Here is a 21,564-nt window from a genome sequence, read left to right as displayed (position 1 = left end):
CGGCTTGCATCGCTCCGACCAGAACCCGGCCTTCTAGGGTTTATGCCGATCCTGTAACAAGGACGACACATCCCGCAGCGACAGGCCCCTGGCGCGTAACAACACCAGCAGGTGGAATACCAGATCCGCCGATTCGCCCAGTACAGCCGCATCGTCCTGGATGACGGCGGCGAGCGCAGTTTCCACTCCCTCCTCTCCCACCTTCTGCGCGATACGGCGTATGCCTTCGTCGAACAGCTTGGTGGTGTAACTTCCTGCAGGACGTTCGCGCTCGCGCTGTGCGACCAAGGCATCGAGGTCGTCGATGAACGAAGAAGGAGCACCGGCGAAGCAACTGTCGCGCTGCAGGTGGCAGGTGGGTCCCTGAGGACGCGCAAGCACCAGCAGCGTGTCGTTGTCGCAATCGGCCTGAATAGAAACGAGCTCCAGCACGTGGCCGGAGGTTTCGCCCTTCTTCCACAGCCGCTGCTTGCTGCGGCTGTAGAAGGTGACATGGCCGCTGCTCCGCGTGGCCGCCAGCGCCTCGGCATTCATGTAACCCAGCATCAGCACGCGCAGGTTGCCGGCATCCTGCACGATTGCGGGCAGCAGACCATCGCCCTTGGCCCAATCCAGCGCTTGCAGGTCATCCGACATCACGCACCTCGATTTGCCGTGAGCGCAGGTAGCGCTTGAGTTCCGGGATTGCGATCTCGCCACTGTGGAAAACGCTGGCCGCCAGCGCGCCATCGACATCGGCCTGCTGGAAGACCTGCTCGAAGTGCTCGGGTGTACCCGCCCCTCCGGAAGCCACCAGCGGCACCGCGCAAAGCGCTCGCGCCGCCTCGAGCTGCCCGACATCGTAGCCCCGCCGTACCCCGTCGCTATCCATGCAGTTCAGCACGATCTCGCCAGCGCCCAGCCGTTGCGCTTCGACCACCCAGTCCAAGGTGCGGATTGGCAGCGCCCGCGTTTTCGACGGATCGCCGGTATTGCTGCGCACCCGCCATTGACCGTCCGCTTCGCGGACCGAGTCGACACCGACGACGATGCACTGCACGCCGAACGCATCGGCGAGTTCGGATATCAAGGCAGGCCGTTCCAAGGCGGGGCTGTTAATCGATATCTTGTCCGCGCCTGCGTAAAGCACGGCGCGTGCGGTTTCCACATCGCGGATACCGCCTGCGACGCAGAACGGGATATCCAGCAATGCGGAGACGCGACTGACCCAGGCGTGATCCACCGAACGCCCCTCCGGGCTGGCGCCGATATCGTAGAAGACCAGTTCGTCTGCGCCTTCATCGCGATAACGCAGCGCCAGTTCGGCGATATCGCCCATATCCACGTGATCGCGGAAGCGCACGCCCTTGACCACGCGTCCGTCGCGCACGTCCAAGCAGGGAATGATCCGGCGGCTCAGCATGCCAGCGCCTCGGCCAGGTCGAGTTTTCCTTCCAGCAAGGCGCGTCCCAGCACGATGCCCGCGCAACCCTGTTGCTTGGCCGCCACCACATCGGCGATTTCGCGAACGCCGCCTGAGGCCTGCACTTGCAGCGCGGGCGCGATCGCCTGGAGGTGCGCATAGAGCATGGCGTTGGGCCCCGACAGCATGCCGTCGCGGGCGATGTCCGTGCTCAACAGGTGCTTCAGACCACCGCTGGCGTAGCGCACCGCCAGCATATCCAACGTGGCCGAAGCGGTTTCGGTCCAGCCGTGAACCGGCAGCCGCCACACGTCCTGTTCGTCCTGGCGCGCGTCCAGCGCCACGGTAATCCGCTCGACGCCGAATTCTGCGACCCATTCCAGCACCTGATCCGGTTGCTGGACCGCCAGCGAACCCACCACCACGCGCGATGCTCCCGCCGCGAGCATACGAATTACATCGTCGCGCGAACGCACGCCGCCGCCGGTCTGCACCTTCAAGCCGGTGAAGGCGCAGATCTCTCGCAAAAGCGGTGCCAGCGTATAGCCGCCTGCTTTTGCCGCATCCAGGTCGACCAGGTGCAACCACTTCGCGCCCTGCGCCGCATAGCGGCTTGCGGTGTCGAGCGGATCGTGCCCGTAGGTGGTTTCCCGCTCGTAATCGCCCTGCGCCAGCCGCACCACGCGCCCTTCGCGAACGTCGATGGCCGGATAGACAGTGAATCCGCTCATGCCAGACCCCGCTCAAGGAAATTCTGCAGCAGCCGTGCGCCCACCTTGGCCGACCGCTCCGGATGGAATTGCGCGCCGGACACGCGGCCGCGCTGCACCACTGCCGCGAAAGGAACACCATGGTCGCTGGAAAGCACGCAGTCCGCGGTCACAGGCGCCGCGTAGCTGTGCACGAAATAAGCGCGGTCGCCCGCTTCGACTCCCTCGCTGAGCGAGCTGGCGCGCAGGGGCTGCAGAGTGTTCCAGCCCATGTGCGGGATACGGATCGCGCTGCTCGCCGGCAGTTTCGCGACTTTCCCAGGAACCAAGCCAAGGCATTCCACATCGCCTTCTTCCGAGCGTTCGTACAACAGCTGCATGCCCACGCAGACGCCCAGCAGCGGCTGCTCGAGATTGCGCAGGGTCTCCACCAGATCGAGTTCGCGCAGCCGCCCCATCACCATCGCCGCCGTGCTGACGCCGGGCAGGATCACGCGATCGGCATCGCGGATGATTCGGGCATCGCCAGTCAATGTCGCTTCCGCGCCAAGACGCTGCAGCGCGAAGAGCACCGAACCGATATTCGCACCGCCCGCATCGACTAGCGCCACCCGCATCAAAGCGCGCCCTTGGTGCTGGGCAGTTCCAGACCTTCGCGCTTGATCGCCTGGCGCAGCGCGCGAGCGAAGGACTTGAAACAGGCCTCGACTTTGTGGTGGTCGTTTTCCCCCTGCACCTGCAGGTTGAGATTAAGGCCGGAGGCATCGCAGACAGAGCGGAAGAAATGCGGAACGAGTTCGGTAGGCAGGTCGCCGACGCGCTCGCGTTTGAATTCGCCGGAGAACACGAAGTACGGCCGGCCGCTGAAATCCAGCGCGGCAGTGGCCAGCGTCTCATCCATCGGCAAAGTGAAGCCATAGCGGCCGATCCCGCGCTTGTCGCCCAGGGCCTCTTTCAGCGCCTGTCCCAGCGCCAAGCCGGTGTCCTCCACCGTGTGGTGCTCATCGATATGCAGATCGCCCTCGGTGCGTATGCTCAAGGCGAAGCCGCCATGCTTTCCGATCTGCTCCAGCATGTGATCGAAGAAAGGCAAACCGGTAGTTATGGCCGGTTCGGAAATACGATCCAGGTCCACGTCCACCCTGATCCGCGTCTCTTTCGTGTTCCGCTGCACGAGAGAGCGACGCGGCGTGTCGGCCAAATCGTGGGCGATGCCCATCCAGTCCCACTCGCCGCCGAATTGCGCGGTTTTGAGCTGGAATCCGCGGATCCGCAGGTTCGCGGCGAAGGCGACGTCGGTTTCCCGGTCGCCGACCATCGCCGAACGCGCCCAATCGACGCTGCGATCCTGCAAGTAAGGCAGCATGAGGCCGATGCCCGGCTTGCGCGTGGGCTTGTTCTCTTGCGGCCAACTGCGATCGATCAGCACCTCGCGGAACACGATGCCCTGGCTCTCGAAGATCTGCAGCATCAGATTGTTGGGGCCGTCGAAGGAGGCCTGCGGATAGGCGTCGGTCCCGAGTCCGTCCTGATTGGTGACGATCACGAACTGGTATCCGGCATCGCGCAGCCTCAGCAGTGCAGGCACCACGTCCTTCACGAAACGGATTTTCTCATAGGCGTCGATCTGGAAATCGGCAGGCTCCTCGATCAGGGTTCCGTCGCGATCGATGAACAGGATCGGAGTCATGCGGCGGCCTCCTGCAGGCGCAGAGCGGAAATCACGCGATCGTTCTGCTCCGGCGAGCCGATGGTGATGCGCAGCGCGTCGCCCAGCTGCGGCGCTGCCCGCTGGTCGCGAACCACCACCCCGGCGGACAACAGCGCGCGGAAGGCGGATTCCGCGTCTTGGAAACGAACCAGTAGATAGTTCCCTTGTGAGGGATAGACCCGTAGCACTTCCGGCAAGTCAGCGAGCGCAGCCTGCAAGCGGCTGCGTTCGGACTTCACCACAACCACGCGTCTACGGGTTTCGGCTAGCGCCTGCGGCGACAGGCCAGCGAGCGCAAGTTCGGCGCAGGGCGTGGGAACCGGATATGGCGCCTGGCAGCGGCGCAGCACGTCGATCAATTCGCGGTCGGCGATGACTACACCGATGCGTGCTGCCGCCAGCGCATGTGCCTTGGAAAGGGTACGCAAGACCGCGATGTTGGGCTGGCGTGCCTGCAGCGCGGTGGCGGACGGCAGATCCGAAAATTCCCCATAAGCCTCGTCGACCACCACCAAGGCCGTCCCCTGCAGGCGTCTTGCAAGCGACTCGATCCCGTCCAGTGGAATGGCCGAACCTGCGGGATTGGAGGGCGAACACAGGAAGACGAGTTTCGCCCTTGCCTTGAGTGTGGCATCGCCGATGGCCTCCAACTCGGCATTGAAGCCGTCGGGGCTGTCGCGAAGAGGCACTTCGATGACCGGCGCGTTCTGCAGGCGCGCGCAGACCGAATACATGCCGAATACCGGCGGTGTGACGACGATGGCATCCTGGCTCGGATTGCATAGTGCGCGGACCAGGAGATCTATCGCCTCATCGCTGCCCCGCCCGATCAGCAACTGCGATTCTTCGCACGCGTACAGTTCGGCGAGCGCGCTGCGCAAGGCGGCCGGTTGCGGATCCGGGTAGCGGCGGCTGCTGGCGCTGCTATCGGCAGGGTTGGCCCAGGCCGATTCGTTGGCGTTCAACCACACATCGCCCTTGAGCGCTTCGGTTCTGGCGGACTTGTAGCCTCCGAAACCGCGCAGATCTTCGCGTACCAATTCAAGCAACGCGCTCACGCCGCCACCTCCATGCGCAAAACGACAGCGTTGGCGTGCGCATCGAGGCTTTCGGCGCGCGCCAGCGTGACCGCGCATGCGCCTATAGCTGCGATGCCGACACGGCTTGCGGACTGCACACTGACCAGGTTCTGGAAACTCGCCACGCTGACCCCGCTGTACGCCGCGGCTGCGCCATTGGTGGGCAATACATGGTTGGTGCCGCTGCAGTAGTCGCCCAACGCTTCGGGAGTGAAGTCGCCGAGGAACACAGAGCCCGCCGCTTCCACCTTGTCCAGCCAAGCGCGCGGTTCGCGCAGTGCCAGGATCAAGTGTTCGGGCGCGTAGTCGTTGCTGATCGCGAACGCCTGTTCTAGCGCTTCGACCTTGATCAGCCGCGATCCGGCGAGTGCCTGCCGGGCGATCCCAGCACGTGGCAGCGCCGCGAGTTGCGATTCGATCTCTTTCTCGACAGCGGCCAACAGCCGATCGTCGTCGGAGAGCAACAAGACCTGCGAATCCGGTCCGTGTTCGGCCTGCGACAGCAGATCGGCCGCCACGAAGGCGGGATTGGCGCCCGCATCTGCGATCACCAGTACTTCCGACGGGCCGGCGGGCATGTCGATGGCGACGATGCCGCCGCGCGCGACTTGTTGCTTGGCTTCGGTCACGTAACTGTTGCCTGGCCCGAAAATCTTGTCGCATTTGCCGATGGATTCAGTGCCGAACGCCAAGGCCGCAACGGCCTGCGCGCCACCCAGTTTCAGTACGCGGGTGACTCCGGTGAGACGCGCGGCGACCAGCACCGCAGGATCGGCGCTGCCGTCCTGGCGGGGCGGCGTACACAGCACTACTTCCTTGCAGCCAGCCAGTCGAGCCGGGATTCCAAGCATCAATGCGGTTGAGGGCAACGGCGCGCTGCCTGCGGGAACGTACAGCCCGACGCGCCTGATCGGCCGTACCACACGCTCGCACACCACACCCGGGGCGGTCTCGACTGCGTACGGCTGGGTCATGCCCGCGCGATGGAAGATTTCGATGCGTTGCGCAGCCTCCCGCATTGCGCTTTTGAGCTCTTCGGCGATTTCCCGTTCGGCGGTCGCGAATTCAGATTCGCTGACTTCGAAATTTTCCAGCGCCACTTTGTCGAAGCGCGCCGTGATTTCGCGCAGGGCTGCGTCGCCACGCTCCCTCACCTCGGCCAGTAAGACGGCAACCGCTACTCGCGTATCTTCGGCGACCTGTTGCACGGGCCGCAGCAAGGCCTGGCGCCGGGCGGCTTGATCCAGCGACGACCAGTCGATCCTGTTTACGACGAGCCTGCTCATGCCAGCGACCTTTCCACCGACAAGACCATCAAGCCCTGCGCGCCGGCGCGTTCCAGCTCCTCCAGCCGCTGCCACGTCACCAAGCCGTGGCACATGGTCTGCAGCGAGAGCGGGCCGCCGGTTTCAGCGGCCAAGTAAGTCGGGGGATCCGCATCGGGCAGCAGTCGCAGCAGGGCCGGCACGGTATCGCGGTCCGCGCGGAACATCAGCAGCTTGCTGTCCTTGAGCTTGAGCACGCCCTCCATCCGGCGCAGCAGCATCGCGGCGAGATCGGCGCGCTGGTCTTCCAGTTCGCGTGCCGGTCCCGCCAATACCGCCTCGCTTTCCAGCAAGGTCTCGACCGGCTTGAGTTGATTGGCCAGCAAGGTGGCGCCACTGGAAACCAGATCGCAGATCAGATCGGCCGTGCCCAATTTGGGCGCGATCTCCACCGAACCGGACAGTTCGACCACACTGGCGCGCACGCCCTGTTTCTCCAGCCAGTCGCCCAGGATCGCGGGATAGCTGGTGGCGATGCGCATACCCTCCAGCTGCGCGGGACCTTGCCAGTCCCAGGTTTCGGGAATCGCGAGCATCAGGCGGCAGCCGCCGAAACCCAGGGCGTGCATTTCCCGGTAGGCGTCGGACAGGCCGAACCGCGCCCGTGCCGCCGCCTGCTCGTTCAATTCATTGCGCCCGACTACGCCGAAATCGCAAACCCCGTCGGCGATCAGACCCGGAATGTCGTCGTCGCGAACCAGCAGCAGGTCCACCGGCAGCGATTCGCCGTAGCAGAAAAGTTTGTCGCGGCTTTCCCGCCAGCTCAGGCCACACGCAGACAGCAGCGCACGCGCCGGCTCGGCGAGACGTCCGCTTTTCTGGATGGCGATGCGCAAGCGATCGCGCGTCGCGCTGGCGACTATGGGGCTCATGGAAGACTGGCTCAATTAAGGTTGAATCACTAGGAAGCGGTGGAGGAACGGGATTGCTGGCGCCGCAGGGCGGAGGCGTAGCCGCCAGTGCCGCTTTCCAGCGTGCGGGCCACCCGTCCGATGGTGGTGACGCTGATTTCGGTCAGGTCGTGGATTTCGCGATAAGGCACCCCCTTCAGCAGCAGGGGCACCACGCGCCAGCGGTCGGCCATGGCCTCGAGCTCGGCCGGCGTGCACAGGTCCTGCAGGAAGGCCCTTACCTCCTCTGCCTTGGCCAAGCCGGCCAGGGCGCGGGACAAGGCCTGCAGCGCGGCCGAGGCGGCTTGTTCGTTGACGGCAGGGCGGCGTTTCATGGATATGGGTCGTATTAATGTATTAATGTGCTATTACATTAACCCATCGTCATACGGTTGGTCAACCCGGCGAATTCCGCGGCCTTTGTCCCCGCTACCGGGCTTATTGCGTTGAAGTGGTGAAACGGAAACTGAGAGGGAATCCACGAGTGGCGCATTCCGGCGGGAGTAGACTTCCGGATCGGCCCTCATGGAGGGCCATCACGCGGAAACGCGCATGGGGAGTGGGCAGGATGCTGTGTTGGCGGAGCCGATCGATTCGGATCTTGTTGCTATTGCTGGCCTTGGCGGTCCCGGATGCGTTCGCGCGTGCCGCGCTGGAAATCACCGCCGCTTCGTCGCAACTGTCGCTGGCGCCGCACACCAGTTTCTATCATGACGAAAAAGGCAGCGACGACCTCGCCGCCGCCAGCCGGCATCTGCAACAAGGCGCGTTCAAGCCGCTGCCGGGCGACAACGCCTCGTTCGGTTTCCAGGACGGCGCCTATTGGTTCCATGCCGCGGTCCATAACCAGGGCAATCCCGAGAGCAAATGGTTGCTGGTGCAAGAGTACGCACTGAGCGACCGCATCGACGTCTACGCCAGATACAGCGATGGCCGCCTGGTCCACAGCGCCGGAGGGGACCACCTGCCCTTCAATCAGCGCAACATCCGCTACCGGCAGCCGAACTTCTGGTTGAATCTTCCGCCAGGGCAGACAGTGGACCTGCTGATCCGCGTGCAAAGCGAAAGCTCGATGCAGGTACCGTTGACGCTGTATGCCTCAGACGCTTTCATCGAACAGTCGCGCGACGCGCAGCTGGCGATCGGCCTGTATTACGGCATCCTGCTGGCGTTGTTCACCTACAACCTCGTGCTGTGGCTGACCCTGCGCGACGCCAGCTATTTCTGGTACCTGTTCCATATCACCGCCTTCGGCCTGGTGCTGTTCACCCTCAACGGTCTCGGCTTCGAATACCTGTGGCCCAGGTCGGCGTGGCTAGCCGACCACATGGTGCCGCTGTCGATCTGCCTGGCGCTAATCGGCATGCAGCAGTTCGCGCGCAACTTCCTGGAATTGAAACAACGATGGCGTTTCGGCGACCGCGTGGCGCTGGGCATCATCGCGTTCTTCGTGCTGCTGGGCATAGCGGCGACCGTGCTTCCCTACAGCAAGGTGACGCCGTTGGCCTCGGCGGCGGTGTTCCCCAGCATCTGCTGGATCCTGATCGAAACCGTGGTCGTGCTGCGCCGCGGCTACAAGCCGGCCAAACTATTCCTGCTGGCGTGGTTCCTGTTCCTGCTGGGCACCGGCATGTTCTCGGCGATCGCCTTCGATCTGCTGCCGAAGAACTTCATCACCGAATACGGCGTGCAGATAGGTTCGGCGCTGGAAATGCTGCTGCTGTCCGTCGCTCTGGGCTACCGTTATGCCGCCTTGCGCAACGAGAACGAACGCATCGTGCGCGAAGCGCGCGACCAGCTGGAGCAGAAGGTCGAAGTGCGTACCTCGGAGCTGCGCAACGCGCTGGTCCAACTGGAAGATGCGCACCATCAACTGAGCGAGTCCAGCCGCCATGACGGTCTCACCGAACTGTACAACCGCACGCATTTCCGCGAGGCTTTCGAACATCTACTGTCGGAAGCCAGGAACAGCTGCCGGCCTATCTCGTTGCTGATGATCGATCTGGACCATTTCAAGAAGATCAACGACACCTACGGCCATCTGGTCGGCGACGACTGCTTGCGCTGCACCTCCAACACCATGGCCGAGATACTGGCGCCCTATAACGCCTTATTGGCCCGTTTCGGCGGCGAGGAGTTCATCGCCGCCCTGCCCGGCATGGACCTCAGCCGGGCCAGCGCCGTCGCCGAGGAGTTGCGCCAAAGCCTGCACGACCGGCCTTGCGTGAGCGGCGATCTGGTGATCGGGGTGTCGGCCAGCATCGGCGTGCATTCGGTCGACATTGCGGCCAAGGACAGCATCGAATCGGCCCTGCAAGTCGCCGACCAGGCGCTGTATGCGGCCAAGGCCGAAGGCCGCGACTGCGTACGCACGTTGTGATTAGGAACTCTGCACAGAGATTCATACGCGCATGATTTCGCTGGCGTCCTGGCTGATCGCGCTCAGCGCGCTGATCATCCTGACGCTGGGTGCGCTGCACCTGCTATACACCTTCCGTGGCCCCAAGCTGCGGCCGAGGGACGCGTCGCTGGAAGTCCGGATGAAGGAAGTGCATCCCGTGCTGACCCGCCAAACCACTATGTGGAAAAGCTGGATAGGTTTCAACGCGAGCCATAGCCAGGGCGCGATTTCCTTCGGCCTGATCTACGGGTACCTGGCGCTGGTCCGCGGCGAGTTGCTATTCGAATCGCCATTCCTGCAATTGGCGGGGCTGGCGATGCTCGCGGGTTATGCCATCCTCGGCAAGCGCTACTGGTTCACCGTTCCCTACCGCTGCATTCTGATCGCGACCGCATTCTATGCGGCCGCGCTGGTGCTGGCGCGAGTCTGACTGCGCGGCGCTATCGCTCAGGACAGCGCGATGCGCGCGGCATCCAGCAGTTTGCCCGATTCGACCAGGCGCACGGCCGCAGCGACCTCGCCATCCATCGCGCGGTCGCGCTCCAGGAACGAAATCTCGCCACGCAAAGCCGCATGCGCAGCGGAAACGGCATCGCCTGGGTGAAATTCCCCGGACTTCGCAAGCTCTGCACGCAAGCCTTCCACTTCCTCGCGAAAGATCCCTGCTCCGTCAGCGCCGCCGACCGGCCCGCCTTGCACCTTCACCGCAAAGGCCGCGGCATCCGTGCGACCCGCCAGCTCTCGCGCGGCATTGATCATGTCGCGGCGCAGGTCCAGCGCCTGCGCTGCGGTGTAGATCTCCAACGCCAACACCTTGGTCAAGTCGCGAGTCATCGCCAGGACTTGACGCGCCTCATTGGCGCCCATCGAGACGTGGTCTTCCGCGTTGGCGCTGGTGGGAATGGAGAACACAGACGCCGGATGTGCGCGGCTGACCAGGTCGTTGACGATGGCCGCGGCGGTGTACTGCACGATCATATGGCCCGACTCGGTGCCATCTTCGTTGCCGATCAGGAAGGCCGGCAAGCCGTCGTTGGTGGCCGGATCGACCAGCTTGTTGAGTCTTCGCTCGCTGATCGACGCCAGCACCGGAATCGAGGCCTTCACGTAGCTCATCGCCAGCGCCAGCGGCATGCCGTGGAAGTGGCCGGCGGAGATGACTTGTTCTTCCACGTGAGCGGCGTCCACCTTGTCCGGGAACACCAACGGATTGTCGGTGACCGCGTTCAGCTCGATTTCCAGCACGCGCTTGGCCTGCGCCACCGCGTCGCGCACCGCGCCATGCACCTGCGGGATGCAACGTAACGAATAGCTGTCCTGCGGCTGATGCTTCTTGCCGCCGCGGAAGGGGCGGAAGCGTTCGTAGAATTTTTCGCGCCCGTGGCGCTGGTCGCTGGGCACCCAGTCCCAGCCGATGTCGAAACGCAGTTCGCGCGAAGCCTCCGTATCCCAGCTGTGCGGCAGCCACTGCCTGAACTTCGGCACCAGGTGATACGGAATATCGGCCAGCGTCGAGCCGGACAGCAACCGGCGCAGCTGCGCCGCCACATGCACCTGACCGGGATGCGGACGCAGGGCATGTACCTCTTCGGCGAAAGCGCCCAGGCGGCCGGCAAAGGCGTCCAGCGTCATCGCTGCGGCCAGATCGGCGGTGTCCAGCAACGCGTCGAGCTTATGCACCGCCAGCACGCCCATCGCCAGCATCTGCGCGGTGCCGTTGTTCAAGGCCAGGCCTTCCTTGTAGGAAAGCTTCACGGGGGTCAGACCTGCGTGCTGCAGTGCCTGTGCGCCGGGCATGCGTTCGCCTTCGAGGAACGCTTCGCCGCCGCCGAGCAGCACCAGCGCCAGATGCGAGAGCGGCGCCAGATCGCCGGACGCGCCCACCGACCCCAGTTCCGGCACCACCGGCACGATGCCGGCATTGAACATCGCTGCCAGCGCTTCCAGGGTCTGCACGCGGATGCCGGAATGGCCGCGCAGCAGCGTGTTGATGCGGATGCCGAGCATGGCGCGCACCACTTCCGGCGCCATCGGCTCGCCCACGCACACGGCATGGGTGATGATCAGATTGTGCTGCAGTTCTTCATGCAGCGAGCGGCCGGACTTCACCGCACCGGGCAGCTCGTCGCGCAACGGATGCGCACCCAGCAACTTGTCGGCGTTGCTGCCGAAGCCGGTGGAGACGCCGTAAATAGGTTCCTCGCGGCGCACTTGTTCGGCGAGGAAATCGGCGGCGCGCGCCACCGCTTTCAGCGCTTGCGGGTCCAGGCCGATGCTGGCGCCGTAGGCGATCTCGACCAACTGATCGCGGGTCAGCGACTGGCCATCCAGACGGATCGGTTTCATTAGCGACCCGCCAGTGCGCGAGTCTGCTCGAGCTCGACACGCAGAGTGGAAGCGAGCTGGTCGCGAGTCGTTTCGAATTGCTGTTCGCGCGCCAGGTCCTTCACCGTGACCACGCCGCGCGCGAGCTCATCCTCGCCAGCAAGCACCACAAAACGGATGCCCGCCCGCGAGGCGTACTGGAACTGCTTGCCGAGCTTCTTCGGTTCCATCTGAACCTCCGTGTTGATGCCGCCTGAGCGCAGGCGCCGCGCGATATCCAGCGATTCGGTAAGTTGGTTCTCTTCCATCAACGCCACCATCGCCTGCACCGAGCTTTCGTCGACGCCCGCCACCAGGCCAGCTTCGCGCAACTGCCAGAACAGGCGCGTGAGCCCGATGGAAATACCCACCCCAGGCAACTTCGATTTGCTGTAGTGGCTGGCAAGGTCGTCGTAGCGCCCGCCCGAACAGATGGAGCCGATCTGCGGATAGCCGTCCAACTGGGTTTCGTAGACAGTGCCCGTGTAGTAATCCAGGCCACGCGCGATGGACAGATTCAGGCAGTAGTCGCTTTCCGGCACTCCAAGCGCATGCACCAGTTCCAACACCTCGCGCAGCTCGGCCAGGCCCTGATTGAAGGTATCGCTGCCCTGCCCCAATGCGTCCAGACGCGCCAGCGCATCCGCGTGGCTGGTGGAACGCACCGCCACGAAATCGAGGATCTTCTTCACCGTCTCTGCCGAGAGTCCGAAGCCCTCGCCGATCAGCGTCTCACGCACGGCATCGGCGCCGCGCTTGTCGAGCTTGTCCACTTCGCGCAGCACATCCATCTGCCGGCTGCCGTCGGCGATTCCCAGGCCCTCGAAGAAACCGCGCATCAGCTTGCGATTGTTGAGCTGCACGGTGAAATCGCCGATGCCCAGTTCGGAGAACACCGCATGGATCACCGCCAGGATCTCGGCATCGAAGCGGATGCTCAGCGCGTCTTTGCCCACCACATCGATGTCGCACTGGTAGAACTCGCGGAAACGGCCACGTTGGGCGCGCTCGCCGCGGTAGACGCGCTGGATCTGGTAGCGGCGGAATGGGAAGGCCAGCTCATGCTCGTGTTCGGCCACGTAGCGCGCCAGCGGCACGGTCAGGTCGAAGCGTAAGGCCAGCTCCGGCAGACCTTCACCGGCCTTTTCCAGAGCGCCCGTGGACTGGGCGAAATAAACCTGACGCTCGGTTTCCCCGCCCGACTTGGTCAGCAGCACCTCGGACAGCTCGAACACCGGCGTCTCCACCGGCAGGAACCCGAACCGCTCGTAATTGCGGCGGATCGTGTCCAGCATGCGCTGGAAGGCGATCTGGTCGCGGGGCAACAGCTCCATGACCCCTGGCGGCGTGCGCGGCTTGATCAAGCGAAAACTCCTGGATTGCGGCCGCAGGGCGGCAGATTGAGGCAAGCCATCATTTTAGCGGCTGAACGGCCGACGCAGGCGGTAAGGCGCGCGCTACTTGCTCGGATGGGGGGCGACTGAATACAATATGCGGCTTCATCGGGGTGTAGCTCAGTCTGGTAGAGCGCTACGTTCGGGACGTAGAGGTCGCAGGTTCGAATCCTGTCTCCCCGACCAAGAAGACCAGAAACCGGCCCCGCGCCGGTTTTTTGTTGCCCCTCAGGGCAGATTCCGGGTCTGCCCGTTGCCGCGCACCACGAAACGCTCCACCGTCAGCGCTTCCAAGCCCATCGGACCGTACGCATGCAGGCGGGTGGTGGAAATGCCGATCTCCGCGCCCAATCCCAGTTCGCCGCCATCGGAAAAACGCGAGGACGCGTTCACCATCACCACCGCTGAACGCAACGAGTGCACGAAGCGCTCCGCATTGCTCTCATCCCGCGTGGCGATGACCTCGGTATGGTCCGAACCATATTGGCGGATATGGGCAATGGCATCGTCCAGGCTGTCCACGACCCGCACGGCGATCACCAGGTCGAGGAACTCGGCGGCGTAGTCGTCCTCGGTGACCGGCTTGGCTCCCGCCATCAACGCGCTGCTGCGCGCGTCGCCCCGCATCTCCACGCCATATTTCGCCAGTGCTGATGCGGCGCCAGGAAGGAAATCGCCGGCGATATCTTCATGCACCAGCAACGTTTCCAGCGAGTTGCAGGCGCTTGGTCTGGAGACTTTTCCGTCGATCAGCAGACGCAAGGCTAGTTCCAGGTCCACGCTGGCATCCACGAAAAAATGGCAGACGCCCTTGTAGTGCTTGATCACCGGTACGCGGGCGTGCTCGGCGACGAAACGGATCAGGCCTTCGCCGCCGCGCGGGATGGCAAGATCGACGATATCGGTGAGCTGCAATAGCTCCAGCATGGCCTCGCGGCGCAGATCGGTGACGAGGGTCAGCGCCGCATCCGGCAATCCGGCTTGGCGCAGCGTGCGTTTCAGCGATGCGGCGATAGCGGTATTGGAGCGGATAGCCTCGGAACCGCCACGCAGGATCACGCCGTTGCCGGCCTTCAGGCACAGCGCGGCGGCATCGGCAGTGACGTTGGGCCGTGCCTCGTAAATCATCGCGATCACGCCCAGCGGCACGCGCACGCGTTCGACGCTGATGCCGTTGGGGCGCACATCACGGCGTGTAACCAGGCCGACAGGATCGGGCAGATCGGCGACTTCGCGCAGCGCATCGGCAACGGCGACCAGAGCTCGGGAATCCAGCTTCAAGCGGTCGAGCATGGCCCCGCTGAGGCCTTTCTCGCGAGCTGCGGCGAGATCGGCGGCATTGGCTTCGAGGATCGAGGCCTCGTCGGCTTCCAACGCGGTCGCCATCGCACGCAGAAGATCGTTCTTCTCGGCCGTGGCGAGCTGCGCGATACGCTGTGCGGCTGCGCGGCACTCTATGGCTTGATGCTTGATGTCGGTCATTGCCAAATCTCGTTACTGCAGAAGAACTAGATCGTCGCGGTGGATCACGTTCTCGCCATAGTTGTAACCGAGAATGGATTCGATATCGCGCGAATGCCGCCGGGCGATGCGGCGGATGTCCACAGCCGAGTACTGGCTGACGCCGCGAGCGATGCTGCGATCGCCGTTTTCGTCGCGCAAGCGCACCTCGACCATGTCGCCGCGCCTGAAATCTCCCTCCGCCACGATCACGCCGCCGGGCAGCAACGACGCGCCTTTCTCGGCCATCGCACGGGCCGCACCGGCATCGACGATCACCCCGCCAGCTTCCAACGGTACATTGCGCAGCCAGTACTTGCGCGCGGCAACGCGATTCTGGGAAGGGCGAAAACGAGTACCGCTGAATTGGCCCTGCGCCAGCGCGCGCACCGCTTCAGCGCGAGTGCCGTTGAAGAGGAAGGTTTCGATGCCCGCGGCGGCCGCTTTCGCCGCAGCTTCCAGCTTAGTGCGCATGCCGCCGGTTCCCGCGCTGCTGCCGGCATCGCCGGCCATGGCGAAGAACTCGGGCGTCAACGCCTCGACATCTTCGATCGGTTTTGCATCGGCATGGATGCGCGGGTTGGCGGTATAGAAACCGTCGATATCGGTAGCGATGAATAAGGCATCGGCATCGACCAGGGCGGCGATCACCGCCGCCAGATTGTCGTTATCGCCCAGTTTCAGCTCGTCGACCGAGACCGTGTCGTTCTCGTTGACCACCGGCAATGCGCCGAGCGCCAGCAATTCGTTCAATGTCGCGCGCGCATTGAGATAGCGACGGCGATTACGCAAGTCGTCGTGGGTCAGCAGCACCTGCGCCACCGGCCGCTCGAAGAAACGTTGCCACAAGCCGATCAGTTGGGCCTGGCCCAATGCGGCGAGGGCTTGGCGCTCGGCCATGGCGGCTCCCGCATTGGCCTTGCGATGGATGACCGCACGTCCTGCCGCCACCGCACCGGAGGACACGATCACCACTTCGCGCCCCGCCGCCAGGCTCGCGGAAACGAACTGCGCGAGCCCCAACGCGTGGCGTGGACTCAGACCTTCGCCTTCCGCGGCCAGCAGGCTGCTGCCGACCTTGAGCACGGCGCGGCGCCAGGCGGGCAGCGTTTGTTGGGCGAAGGGCGATTCGGTCGTGTTCATTCCATCGCCTCAGCGGGCATTCCATTCGTACACCACGAGATCCGAGGAGCCGGAAGTGGCCAGCGGGTCGGCGACGGCGATGGCTTTCGCTTCCTCCAGCGTGCCGACCAATAGCACGTAGGCTCCGCCGGACTTGTCGCTGAAGCCGCCGGTCATCTCCAGCTTGCCGTCAGCCCGTAACGCATCGAGGAAGACCAGGTGCGGCGCGATCGCCTCATCACTGAAGTCCGGTTTGCGCATGGCCATGACCAGGTAGCGCTTCATTCGTTATCGACCCCCGAGCGCATGCCAACGCTCACGCAGTTCGTCCAGCCGCAGATCGGCCGCGGCGCCCGGCGACACGCGGGCGGCCAGGCTTGATTCCGGCGTCCGCCCTGCCCCGGCTTGGTCCGCCGAAGCCGCCGCCGCACGATAGGCCTCGCGGAAAGGAACGCCTGCCGCCGCCTGCTCCATCGCCACGTCGGTGGCGTACATGCCCGAATCCATGGCGGCGCGCATCCGGTCCTCGCGCCATTCCAGGTTCGCCAGCAGATCCGGCAGCAATTCCAGCGCAGGCAACCCGCGGCCGAAGCCGTGGAATATGGCGCCCTTACTGCCCTGTAGGTCGCGGTGATAACCCGAGGGCAGCGACAACAACTGCTCGATTTCGGTGCGCGCCGCCGCCACGCTGGCATGGGTGGCGCGCATCAACTCGATCACATCGGGATTACGCTTGTTCGGCATGATGGAACTACCGGTCGTGTACTGCGCGGGCAGCGACACGAAACCGAATTCGGCGCTGGTAAACAACGACAGATCCCAGGCCAGTCTGCGCAGATCGAGCGTCGCGCTTCCCAAGGCCTCAAGCGCTGCTATCTCGAACTTTCCACGCGAAAGCTGCGCGTAGATTGGGCTCACCTGCAGGCGCGCGAAATCCAGAGCCCGGGTGGTGTGATCGCGATCCAACGGCAGATTCACGCCGTAACCGGCGGCGGTGCCCAGCGGATTGGCATCGATCAGACGATGCGTGTCGTTGGCACGGATGGCGTTGTCGATGAAGGCTTCCGCCCAGCCCGCCCACCACATGCCCGCGGACGAAACCACCGCGTGCTGTATGTGCGTGTAGCCTGGAAGGGGAAGACTCCGCTCGGCCTCGGCGCGATCCAGCGCTATCTTGGCGACCTGGCGGCTCAATTCCGAGACTCGCAAGAGCTTCTCTTTCAGCCACAGGCGCGTCGCCACCAGGATCTGGTCGTTGCGGCTGCGGCCGGTGTGGATCTTGCGGCCCGCATCGCCCAAACGTTCGGTCAAACGCGATTCGATGGCCGAATGGCAATCCTCGAAACGATCGTCCAGCACGAAAGCGCCGCTGCGGAAGTCTTCGGCCAGCAGATCCAACTCGCGGTTCAAGCCCGTCAACTCTTCGGGCGAGAGAATGCCGATGCGCTGCAGCCCTTCGGCATGCGCCTTGCTGGCGGTGATGTCGTGCAGGAAGAACTCGCGATCCAGGATCACGTCGTCGCCGGCCAGGAACTTCTGGATCCGGGCGTCCACGGTTACGCCGGGTTTCTGCCACAACAGGTCGCTCATGCGCCCTCTCCCATCGGGATGCTAGTGAATTCGTCGAAGCCGAAAGCGAGGTTCAGGTTCTGCATCGCCTGGGTGGCCGCGCCCTTCAGCAAATTGTCCAGCGTGGCGACCACGACGACGCGCTTGCCGCCCGGCGCAACGGTGAAGCCGCCGATCTCTACGCCGTGCTTGCCGGCGATATTGCTGACCCACGGAGCCTCGTCGAGGATGCGGATCAGTGGCTCGCCCGCATAGCGTTGCCGATAGAGATCACGGATCGCTTCTACGTCCATCGCTTGGTCGAGCCAGAGATTCACGGTCATGGTGATACCGCGGAAGTGCGGCGCCACGTGCGGCATGAACTCCACCGGCACGCCCAGGTGACGGGAGACTTCGCGCTCGTGCATGTGGTCGGCCAGCGCGTAAGGCATCAGGTTGTCGCGCAGTTTGTCGGTATCGTTCTTATCGGAAGGCGTGGTGCCGGCCCCCGAGTATCCGGAAACTCCGAAGCATTGCGGCGGACCGGCCAACCGATCGAGCAAGGGCGCGATGGCGAGCTGCATGGCGGTCGCATAGCAACCCGGGTTGCTGATGCGTTTTTGCCCCGCATAACTTGCGCGGGTAAGTTCGGGAAGTCCGTAGTACCAGTCTTCGTTGAAGCGGTAGTCGGCAGACAGGTCCACGATCACGGTATCGGGTGCTTGCGCTCCCAATGCTGCGACGATGTCGCTGGCCTTGCCGTTGGGCAGGGCCAGAATCACCGCATCCACACCCCTGGCGGCGACCTGCTCGTGGCCCAAGTTCTCGTAGCGAAGCTCGCCGGCGAAACCCTCGATATGCGCGCTGACCGGTTGTCCGACCAGTTCACGCGAAGACACGAATGCCAGCTCCAGGTGCGGATGTCGGGCGATGAGGCGGATCAGTTCTGCGCCGGTATGTCCGCGCGCACCAACCAGACCGACCGTCTTACTGGCCATGCGTGCGTCCTCCCTGCTCAAGCCTGTAGGACAGGTTGCTTTTCACGGCCGCCCACTCCCTGTCTATGATGGAGAACACCACCGTGTCGCGCATCGTGCCGTCGGCATGGCGGCGGTGGTTGCGCAGGATTCCGTCCTGCTTGGCGCCTAAACGCGCGATAGCCGTGCGCGAGGCATGGTTGAACCAACTGGTCTCCAGGTACACCGAGGCGCATTGGAGCGTTTCGAACGCATGGGTGAGCAGAAGCAGCTTGGCTTCCGTGTTCAAACCGCTGCGCTGCACCCTGGGTGCGTACCAGGTGTAGCCGATGCTGAGCTTGGGCACGGACGCATCCATATCGTAGAAACGCGTGCTGCCGACCACCGCGCCGTCGGCATCGCGCACCGCGAACGGCACTTCCAGACCCTGCTGCTGCTTATCCAAAGCGGTGCGCACCCAGGCGTCCGCACCCGTGGCTTTGGGCACGTTGGTGTACCAGAGCCGCGACAATTCATCGCCCTCGAGCGCAAGGCTCAATCCCCCGACATGCTCGAGGTCCAAGGGTTCCAGCGCCACATGCCGGCCACCGAGTCGCGGCGCTTGCCAGCTAGCGGGAAGATTCGAAAGGTTCATGGTTCAGTCCACCAGGGTCGGAACACGCGTGCGGCAATGCGCCACACACCGCTCGATGTCGGCGAAATCCTCGATGCCGTACCAGAACACCTTCCACTTCTCCTGTTTGTAGCAGCCATCGGATTCGGCGTAGTAGAAGATATTGACTTGGTTGTTATGGCGCGAACGCCAGAACAGCTGCGGATTTTCCTCCCGCATCACATGCCAGACCGCGCGACCCAGACCCTCGCCTTGCGCGTCGTCCAGCACGGCGAACTTGTCGAGATACGCGAAACCTTCTTCCCGGGTCAGGATCAGCGCAGTGCGATAGTTTTCGCTGATGTAGGTGCGGTAAGGCTTGGCATTGTCGAAATAGTCGGCAACCAGCTTCCGCCCGAAACTCGATTCGATGAGCACGCGCATCCGTTCCAGATCCACGCCTTCCCATGAATCGAAGCGCAGTACGCGCTCGCCACGACGCACCAGCGTGCCCGAACCCTTGTGCGTGAACAGCTCCTTGGCCAGTTCCGCCGGCTTGGTGATCGAGACCGAAGAAGTCAGCGGCAGCTTGTCCAGCAGGTCCTTGATCTGTTCGATCTTCACCCGCATGCCGCCATTGATCCAGGGCTGCGCCATCAGCTCGTCGTACTCTGTGGACAGATTGATCGAATCGATCACCGCGCCCTTATCGTCCAGCAATCCACCCGTACCGGTGAGGAAGATGATCTTGTAGGGCTGCAGCACTTGCACCAGTTCGTTGGCCGCGAAATCGGCATTGATGTTGAGGATTTGGCCGCCCATGGTCTCGCCCAGACTTGCGATGACCGGAATCGAACCAGCCTTCAGGCTCGCTTCGATCGGCGACTGGTTGATGCGTTTCACTTCACCGACCAGGCCATAGGTCTGCTGGTCCAGGTATTCGGCCTCGAACACGCCGGACACGATCGAGGTCGCGCGCGCCCCCGACTCTTGCAATGCTTCGACCAGGGCCAGGTTCTGCTGCAGGAAAACCTTGCGCACGATCGCCAGCACTTCCGGGCTGGTAATCCGCAGGCCGTTCACTGTCTGCTTTTCGATGCCCGCTGCGGTCATTTCCTCATCCAACTGCGGACCGGCGCCATGCACGACGATGGGCGTCAGCCCCACTTCCTGCAGGAACGACAGCGAAGAAGTCAGCGCCTCCAGGTCGTCGCGAAGCACCGCGCCGCCCACCTTGACCACGGCGAAACGCTTAGCGTCTAACTGCGAGAAGCGCTTGACGTACTGCGAGATTTCCTTGGCGCTAGCCATGCTGGACAGCAGGCGGATGATGGTCTGCCGGGTTTGCTTGTGCGATTCCATGTTCTCAGTTCTGTCCGAAGATCCGCTGCACCGTTTCGGCGTAGCGTTGTAGTTGTTCGAGGGAAACCCATTCGTCCGCGGTGTGCGCCTGCGCGATGTCGCCGGGGCCGTAGACCAGCGCGGTCAGGCCCGCGGCGGAGAACAGTGACGCTTCGGTCCAGAAATCGACCGCGTTGCCGATAGGCAGGCCGAGTTCGTCGGCCAGATCGCGCGCCGCAAGCCTACGCTCCTCCGCACGGGCCACGTCGCCGGATGGCAACGAGGGGCCGCGGAAGGTTTCCTCGTATTCGGCCAGCGCATCGGCCGCGGTGAATTCCCTGAACTGCGCATGCAGCGCGTCCATGTTTTGCGACGGCAACGGACGAAAGCCGAAGCGCACTTCGGCCGTTGGCGCGATCATGTTGGCCTTGATGCCGCCTTCGATCCGGCCGATATTGAAGCGCAATCCGGTCAGTCCGCCGAAACGGAGGTGATGCTGACCCTGCACGTAATCCAACGCGGTGGTGCCCCAGCGCATCGCGTTATGCACGGCGCTCAGGGTCAGCGCGTTTTCCGCCGAAGCATGTCCCGCCTGGCCCTTGAACAACATCCTCACCGCACTGATGCCGCGATGGGCCAACACCGCCTGGCCCTGAGTGGGCTCGGCGATGATGGCTTCGGTGAAGCTGTGGTCGCGCGCCAGCGCATTCCTGTTCAAAAACGCGGCGATGCAGCGTGGATCGTTGGCTTCCTCGTCGCTGGTGAACAGGAATGCCGCGTCGCCCTGCGTCGATTGCGCGGCAGCGATCAGTGCGGCAGCGGCGCCCTTGATATCGCAGGCGCCGAGTCCGATGGCGCGATCCCCGTTCACCCGCAGTTTCAGCGGATCGGCCGTCCAGGCCGGCGACGAAGGTACGGTATCGAGGTGAACGTTGAAAACCCGCTTCGGCTGGCCGCGCACGGCGAACAGCGAGACCGCTCCGGCGCCGTGGTCGGTGACTTCAACGGCGAAGTCCGGAAGCTGCAAGCGGATATAGTCGAAGATGCCGCCGGTAGTGATCGCACGCGGCGGATTGCGGGTGTCGTGGGACACCAGCGCTTCGAGATGATTGAGGACCGACTCCAGCATTGCGTTTCCAGTGTTGTCGTAGGAGCGGCCCATGGCCGCGAGTTTTTTGTCCGATATGCGCAAGAGCTCGCGGCCATGG

General features: G+C 63.8%; 21 protein-coding genes and 1 tRNA gene. 3 read left to right on the top strand and 19 right to left on the bottom strand.

Going from position 1 to position 21,564, the window contains the following annotated elements; genetic code table 11:
* Positions 1-33: 33 nt before the first annotated feature.
* Genes hisIE through AC1DTQ_RS17825 form a run of 9 tightly spaced genes read right to left on the bottom strand, consistent with a single transcriptional unit; the run spans position 34 to position 7,452 of the window.
* Positions 34-636, bottom strand: a complete 603-nt coding sequence (gene hisIE, locus AC1DTQ_RS17865; protein ID WP_477851329.1) for a bifunctional phosphoribosyl-AMP cyclohydrolase/phosphoribosyl-ATP diphosphatase HisIE — start codon at positions 634-636, stop codon at positions 34-36.
* Positions 626-1,402: an imidazole glycerol phosphate synthase subunit HisF gene (hisF, locus tag AC1DTQ_RS17860; protein ID WP_477851327.1), complete on the bottom strand. Its 777-nt coding sequence runs from the start codon at positions 1,400-1,402 to the stop codon at positions 626-628. The genes hisIE and hisF overlap by 11 nt, the downstream gene beginning before the upstream one ends.
* The gene (gene hisA, locus AC1DTQ_RS17855) at positions 1,396-2,133 is read right to left on the bottom strand and encodes a 1-(5-phosphoribosyl)-5-[(5-phosphoribosylamino)methylideneamino]imidazole-4-carboxamide isomerase (RefSeq protein ID WP_477851326.1); all 738 of its coding nucleotides are present in this window, start codon (positions 2,131-2,133) and stop codon (positions 1,396-1,398) included. The genes hisF and hisA overlap by 7 nt, the downstream gene beginning before the upstream one ends.
* Positions 2,130-2,729 (bottom strand): imidazole glycerol phosphate synthase subunit HisH, encoded by a 600-nt coding sequence (gene hisH, locus AC1DTQ_RS17850; RefSeq protein WP_477851325.1) that lies wholly within the window; start codon positions 2,727-2,729, stop codon positions 2,130-2,132. The genes hisA and hisH overlap by 4 nt, the downstream gene beginning before the upstream one ends.
* Positions 2,729-3,802: a bifunctional histidinol-phosphatase/imidazoleglycerol-phosphate dehydratase HisB gene (gene hisB, locus AC1DTQ_RS17845; RefSeq protein ID WP_477851324.1), complete on the bottom strand. Its 1,074-nt coding sequence runs from the start codon at positions 3,800-3,802 to the stop codon at positions 2,729-2,731. Before hisB ends, hisH begins: the two co-directional genes overlap by 1 nt.
* A complete protein-coding gene (gene hisC / locus AC1DTQ_RS17840; RefSeq protein WP_477851322.1) occupies positions 3,799-4,881 on the bottom strand; it encodes a histidinol-phosphate transaminase in 1,083 nt (360 codons plus the stop codon). Before hisC ends, hisB begins: the two co-directional genes overlap by 4 nt.
* A complete protein-coding gene (hisD, locus tag AC1DTQ_RS17835) occupies positions 4,878-6,188 on the bottom strand; it encodes a histidinol dehydrogenase (protein WP_477851321.1) in 1,311 nt (436 codons plus the stop codon). The genes hisC and hisD overlap by 4 nt, the downstream gene beginning before the upstream one ends.
* Positions 6,185-7,099 carry an ATP phosphoribosyltransferase gene (hisG, locus tag AC1DTQ_RS17830; RefSeq protein ID WP_477851320.1) on the bottom strand — a complete coding sequence of 305 codons (915 nt, stop codon included), beginning with the start codon at positions 7,097-7,099 and terminating at the stop codon, positions 6,185-6,187. The genes hisD and hisG overlap by 4 nt, the downstream gene beginning before the upstream one ends.
* Positions 7,100-7,128: 29 nt before the next feature.
* The gene (locus AC1DTQ_RS17825; protein ID WP_477851319.1) at positions 7,129-7,452 is read right to left on the bottom strand and encodes a YerC/YecD family TrpR-related protein; all 324 of its coding nucleotides are present in this window, start codon (positions 7,450-7,452) and stop codon (positions 7,129-7,131) included.
* A gap of 266 nt (positions 7,453-7,718) precedes the next feature.
* Between AC1DTQ_RS17825 and AC1DTQ_RS17820 the strand changes: the two genes are divergently transcribed.
* Both AC1DTQ_RS17820 and AC1DTQ_RS17815 read left to right on the top strand, forming a co-directional pair.
* Positions 7,719-9,497: a sensor domain-containing diguanylate cyclase gene (locus AC1DTQ_RS17820; protein WP_477851318.1), complete on the top strand. Its 1,779-nt coding sequence runs from the start codon at positions 7,719-7,721 to the stop codon at positions 9,495-9,497.
* Between the two features lie 31 nt (positions 9,498-9,528).
* The gene (locus AC1DTQ_RS17815) at positions 9,529-9,948 is read left to right on the top strand and encodes an LIC_13387 family protein (RefSeq protein ID WP_477851317.1); all 420 of its coding nucleotides are present in this window, start codon (positions 9,529-9,531) and stop codon (positions 9,946-9,948) included.
* A 17-nt stretch (positions 9,949-9,965) separates the two neighbouring features.
* On the opposite strand, the gene AC1DTQ_RS17810 is transcribed toward AC1DTQ_RS17815, so the two are convergent.
* Together AC1DTQ_RS17810 and hisS are read right to left on the bottom strand one after the other, a co-directional pair.
* Complete coding sequence (locus tag AC1DTQ_RS17810; protein ID WP_477851316.1) at positions 9,966-11,864, bottom strand: HAL/PAL/TAL family ammonia-lyase; 1,899 nt, start codon at positions 11,862-11,864, stop codon at positions 9,966-9,968.
* Positions 11,864-13,246: a histidine--tRNA ligase gene (gene hisS / locus AC1DTQ_RS17805; RefSeq protein WP_477851315.1), complete on the bottom strand. Its 1,383-nt coding sequence runs from the start codon at positions 13,244-13,246 to the stop codon at positions 11,864-11,866. Before hisS ends, AC1DTQ_RS17810 begins: the two co-directional genes overlap by 1 nt.
* A 139-nt stretch (positions 13,247-13,385) precedes the next feature.
* Between hisS and AC1DTQ_RS17800 the strand changes: the two genes are divergently transcribed.
* Positions 13,386-13,462, top strand: a tRNA-Pro gene (locus AC1DTQ_RS17800).
* Between the two features lie 42 nt (positions 13,463-13,504).
* Here AC1DTQ_RS17800 and AC1DTQ_RS17795 read toward each other — a convergent pair.
* From AC1DTQ_RS17795 to AC1DTQ_RS17760, 8 genes are read right to left on the bottom strand one after another with little or no spacing between them, the layout of a single operon-like run.
* Positions 13,505-14,758 (bottom strand): glutamate-5-semialdehyde dehydrogenase, encoded by a 1,254-nt coding sequence (locus AC1DTQ_RS17795; RefSeq protein WP_477851314.1) that lies wholly within the window; start codon positions 14,756-14,758, stop codon positions 13,505-13,507.
* A 12-nt stretch (positions 14,759-14,770) separates the two neighbouring features.
* Positions 14,771-15,919 carry a glutamate 5-kinase gene (proB, locus tag AC1DTQ_RS17790; RefSeq protein WP_477851313.1) on the bottom strand — a complete coding sequence of 383 codons (1,149 nt, stop codon included), beginning with the start codon at positions 15,917-15,919 and terminating at the stop codon, positions 14,771-14,773.
* Positions 15,920-15,928: 9 nt separating this feature from the next.
* Positions 15,929-16,183 carry a YciI family protein gene (locus AC1DTQ_RS17785; RefSeq protein ID WP_477851312.1) on the bottom strand — a complete coding sequence of 85 codons (255 nt, stop codon included), beginning with the start codon at positions 16,181-16,183 and terminating at the stop codon, positions 15,929-15,931.
* Positions 16,184-16,186: 3 nt separating this feature from the next.
* On the bottom strand, positions 16,187-17,488 hold the full coding sequence (gene argH, locus AC1DTQ_RS17780) for an argininosuccinate lyase (protein ID WP_477851311.1): 1,302 nt from the start codon (positions 17,486-17,488) through the stop codon (positions 16,187-16,189).
* On the bottom strand, positions 17,485-18,444 hold the full coding sequence (gene argC, locus AC1DTQ_RS17775) for an N-acetyl-gamma-glutamyl-phosphate reductase (protein WP_477851309.1): 960 nt from the start codon (positions 18,442-18,444) through the stop codon (positions 17,485-17,487). The genes argH and argC overlap by 4 nt, the downstream gene beginning before the upstream one ends.
* Positions 18,434-19,057: a GNAT family N-acetyltransferase gene (locus tag AC1DTQ_RS17770; protein ID WP_477851308.1), complete on the bottom strand. Its 624-nt coding sequence runs from the start codon at positions 19,055-19,057 to the stop codon at positions 18,434-18,436. The genes argC and AC1DTQ_RS17770 overlap by 11 nt, the downstream gene beginning before the upstream one ends.
* A gap of 3 nt (positions 19,058-19,060) precedes the next feature.
* The gene (locus AC1DTQ_RS17765; protein WP_477851306.1) at positions 19,061-20,377 is read right to left on the bottom strand and encodes an acetylglutamate kinase; all 1,317 of its coding nucleotides are present in this window, start codon (positions 20,375-20,377) and stop codon (positions 19,061-19,063) included.
* 4 nt (positions 20,378-20,381) lie between these two features.
* The gene (locus tag AC1DTQ_RS17760) at positions 20,382-21,485 is read right to left on the bottom strand and encodes an acetylornithine deacetylase (RefSeq protein ID WP_477851464.1); all 1,104 of its coding nucleotides are present in this window, start codon (positions 21,483-21,485) and stop codon (positions 20,382-20,384) included.
* Between the last annotated feature and the right edge of the window lie 79 nt (positions 21,486-21,564).

The sequence above is a fragment of the Pseudoxanthomonas sp. P4_B2 genome, assembly GCF_056402315.1.
Note: the sequence above shows the minus strand (reverse complement) of the source record. Positions and strands in the feature narration are given on the sequence as shown.

What these genes read in the sequence shown, in the direction of transcription:
- hisIE (WP_477851329.1), bottom strand. Translation starts at nt 636, where the DNA reads ATGTCGGATGACCTGCAAGCGCTGGATTGGGCCAAGGGCGATGGTCTG.
- hisF (WP_477851327.1), bottom strand. Translation starts at nt 1,402, where the DNA reads ATGCTGAGCCGCCGGATCATTCCCTGCTTGGACGTGCGCGACGGACGC.
- hisA (WP_477851326.1), bottom strand. Translation starts at nt 2,133, where the DNA reads ATGAGCGGATTCACTGTCTATCCGGCCATCGACGTTCGCGAAGGGCGC.
- hisH (WP_477851325.1), bottom strand. Translation starts at nt 2,729, where the DNA reads ATGCGGGTGGCGCTAGTCGATGCGGGCGGTGCGAATATCGGTTCGGTG.
- hisB (WP_477851324.1), bottom strand. Translation starts at nt 3,802, where the DNA reads ATGACTCCGATCCTGTTCATCGATCGCGACGGAACCCTGATCGAGGAG.
- hisD (WP_477851321.1), bottom strand. Translation starts at nt 6,188, where the DNA reads ATGAGCAGGCTCGTCGTAAACAGGATCGACTGGTCGTCGCTGGATCAA.
- hisG (WP_477851320.1), bottom strand. Translation starts at nt 7,099, where the DNA reads ATGAGCCCCATAGTCGCCAGCGCGACGCGCGATCGCTTGCGCATCGCC.
- AC1DTQ_RS17825 (WP_477851319.1), bottom strand. Translation starts at nt 7,452, where the DNA reads ATGAAACGCCGCCCTGCCGTCAACGAACAAGCCGCCTCGGCCGCGCTG.
- AC1DTQ_RS17815 (WP_477851317.1), top strand. Translation starts at nt 9,529, where the DNA reads ATGATTTCGCTGGCGTCCTGGCTGATCGCGCTCAGCGCGCTGATCATC.
- AC1DTQ_RS17810 (WP_477851316.1), bottom strand. Translation starts at nt 11,864, where the DNA reads ATGAAACCGATCCGTCTGGATGGCCAGTCGCTGACCCGCGATCAGTTG.
- AC1DTQ_RS17795 (WP_477851314.1), bottom strand. Translation starts at nt 14,758, where the DNA reads ATGACCGACATCAAGCATCAAGCCATAGAGTGCCGCGCAGCCGCACAG.
- proB (WP_477851313.1), bottom strand. Translation starts at nt 15,919, where the DNA reads ATGAACACGACCGAATCGCCCTTCGCCCAACAAACGCTGCCCGCCTGG.
- AC1DTQ_RS17785 (WP_477851312.1), bottom strand. Translation starts at nt 16,183, where the DNA reads ATGAAGCGCTACCTGGTCATGGCCATGCGCAAACCGGACTTCAGTGAT.
- argH (WP_477851311.1), bottom strand. Translation starts at nt 17,488, where the DNA reads ATGAGCGACCTGTTGTGGCAGAAACCCGGCGTAACCGTGGACGCCCGG.
- argC (WP_477851309.1), bottom strand. Translation starts at nt 18,444, where the DNA reads ATGGCCAGTAAGACGGTCGGTCTGGTTGGTGCGCGCGGACATACCGGC.
- AC1DTQ_RS17770 (WP_477851308.1), bottom strand. Translation starts at nt 19,057, where the DNA reads ATGAACCTTTCGAATCTTCCCGCTAGCTGGCAAGCGCCGCGACTCGGT.
- AC1DTQ_RS17765 (WP_477851306.1), bottom strand. Translation starts at nt 20,377, where the DNA reads ATGGAATCGCACAAGCAAACCCGGCAGACCATCATCCGCCTGCTGTCC.
- AC1DTQ_RS17760 (WP_477851464.1), bottom strand. Translation starts at nt 21,485, where the DNA reads ATGCTGGAGTCGGTCCTCAATCATCTCGAAGCGCTGGTGTCCCACGAC.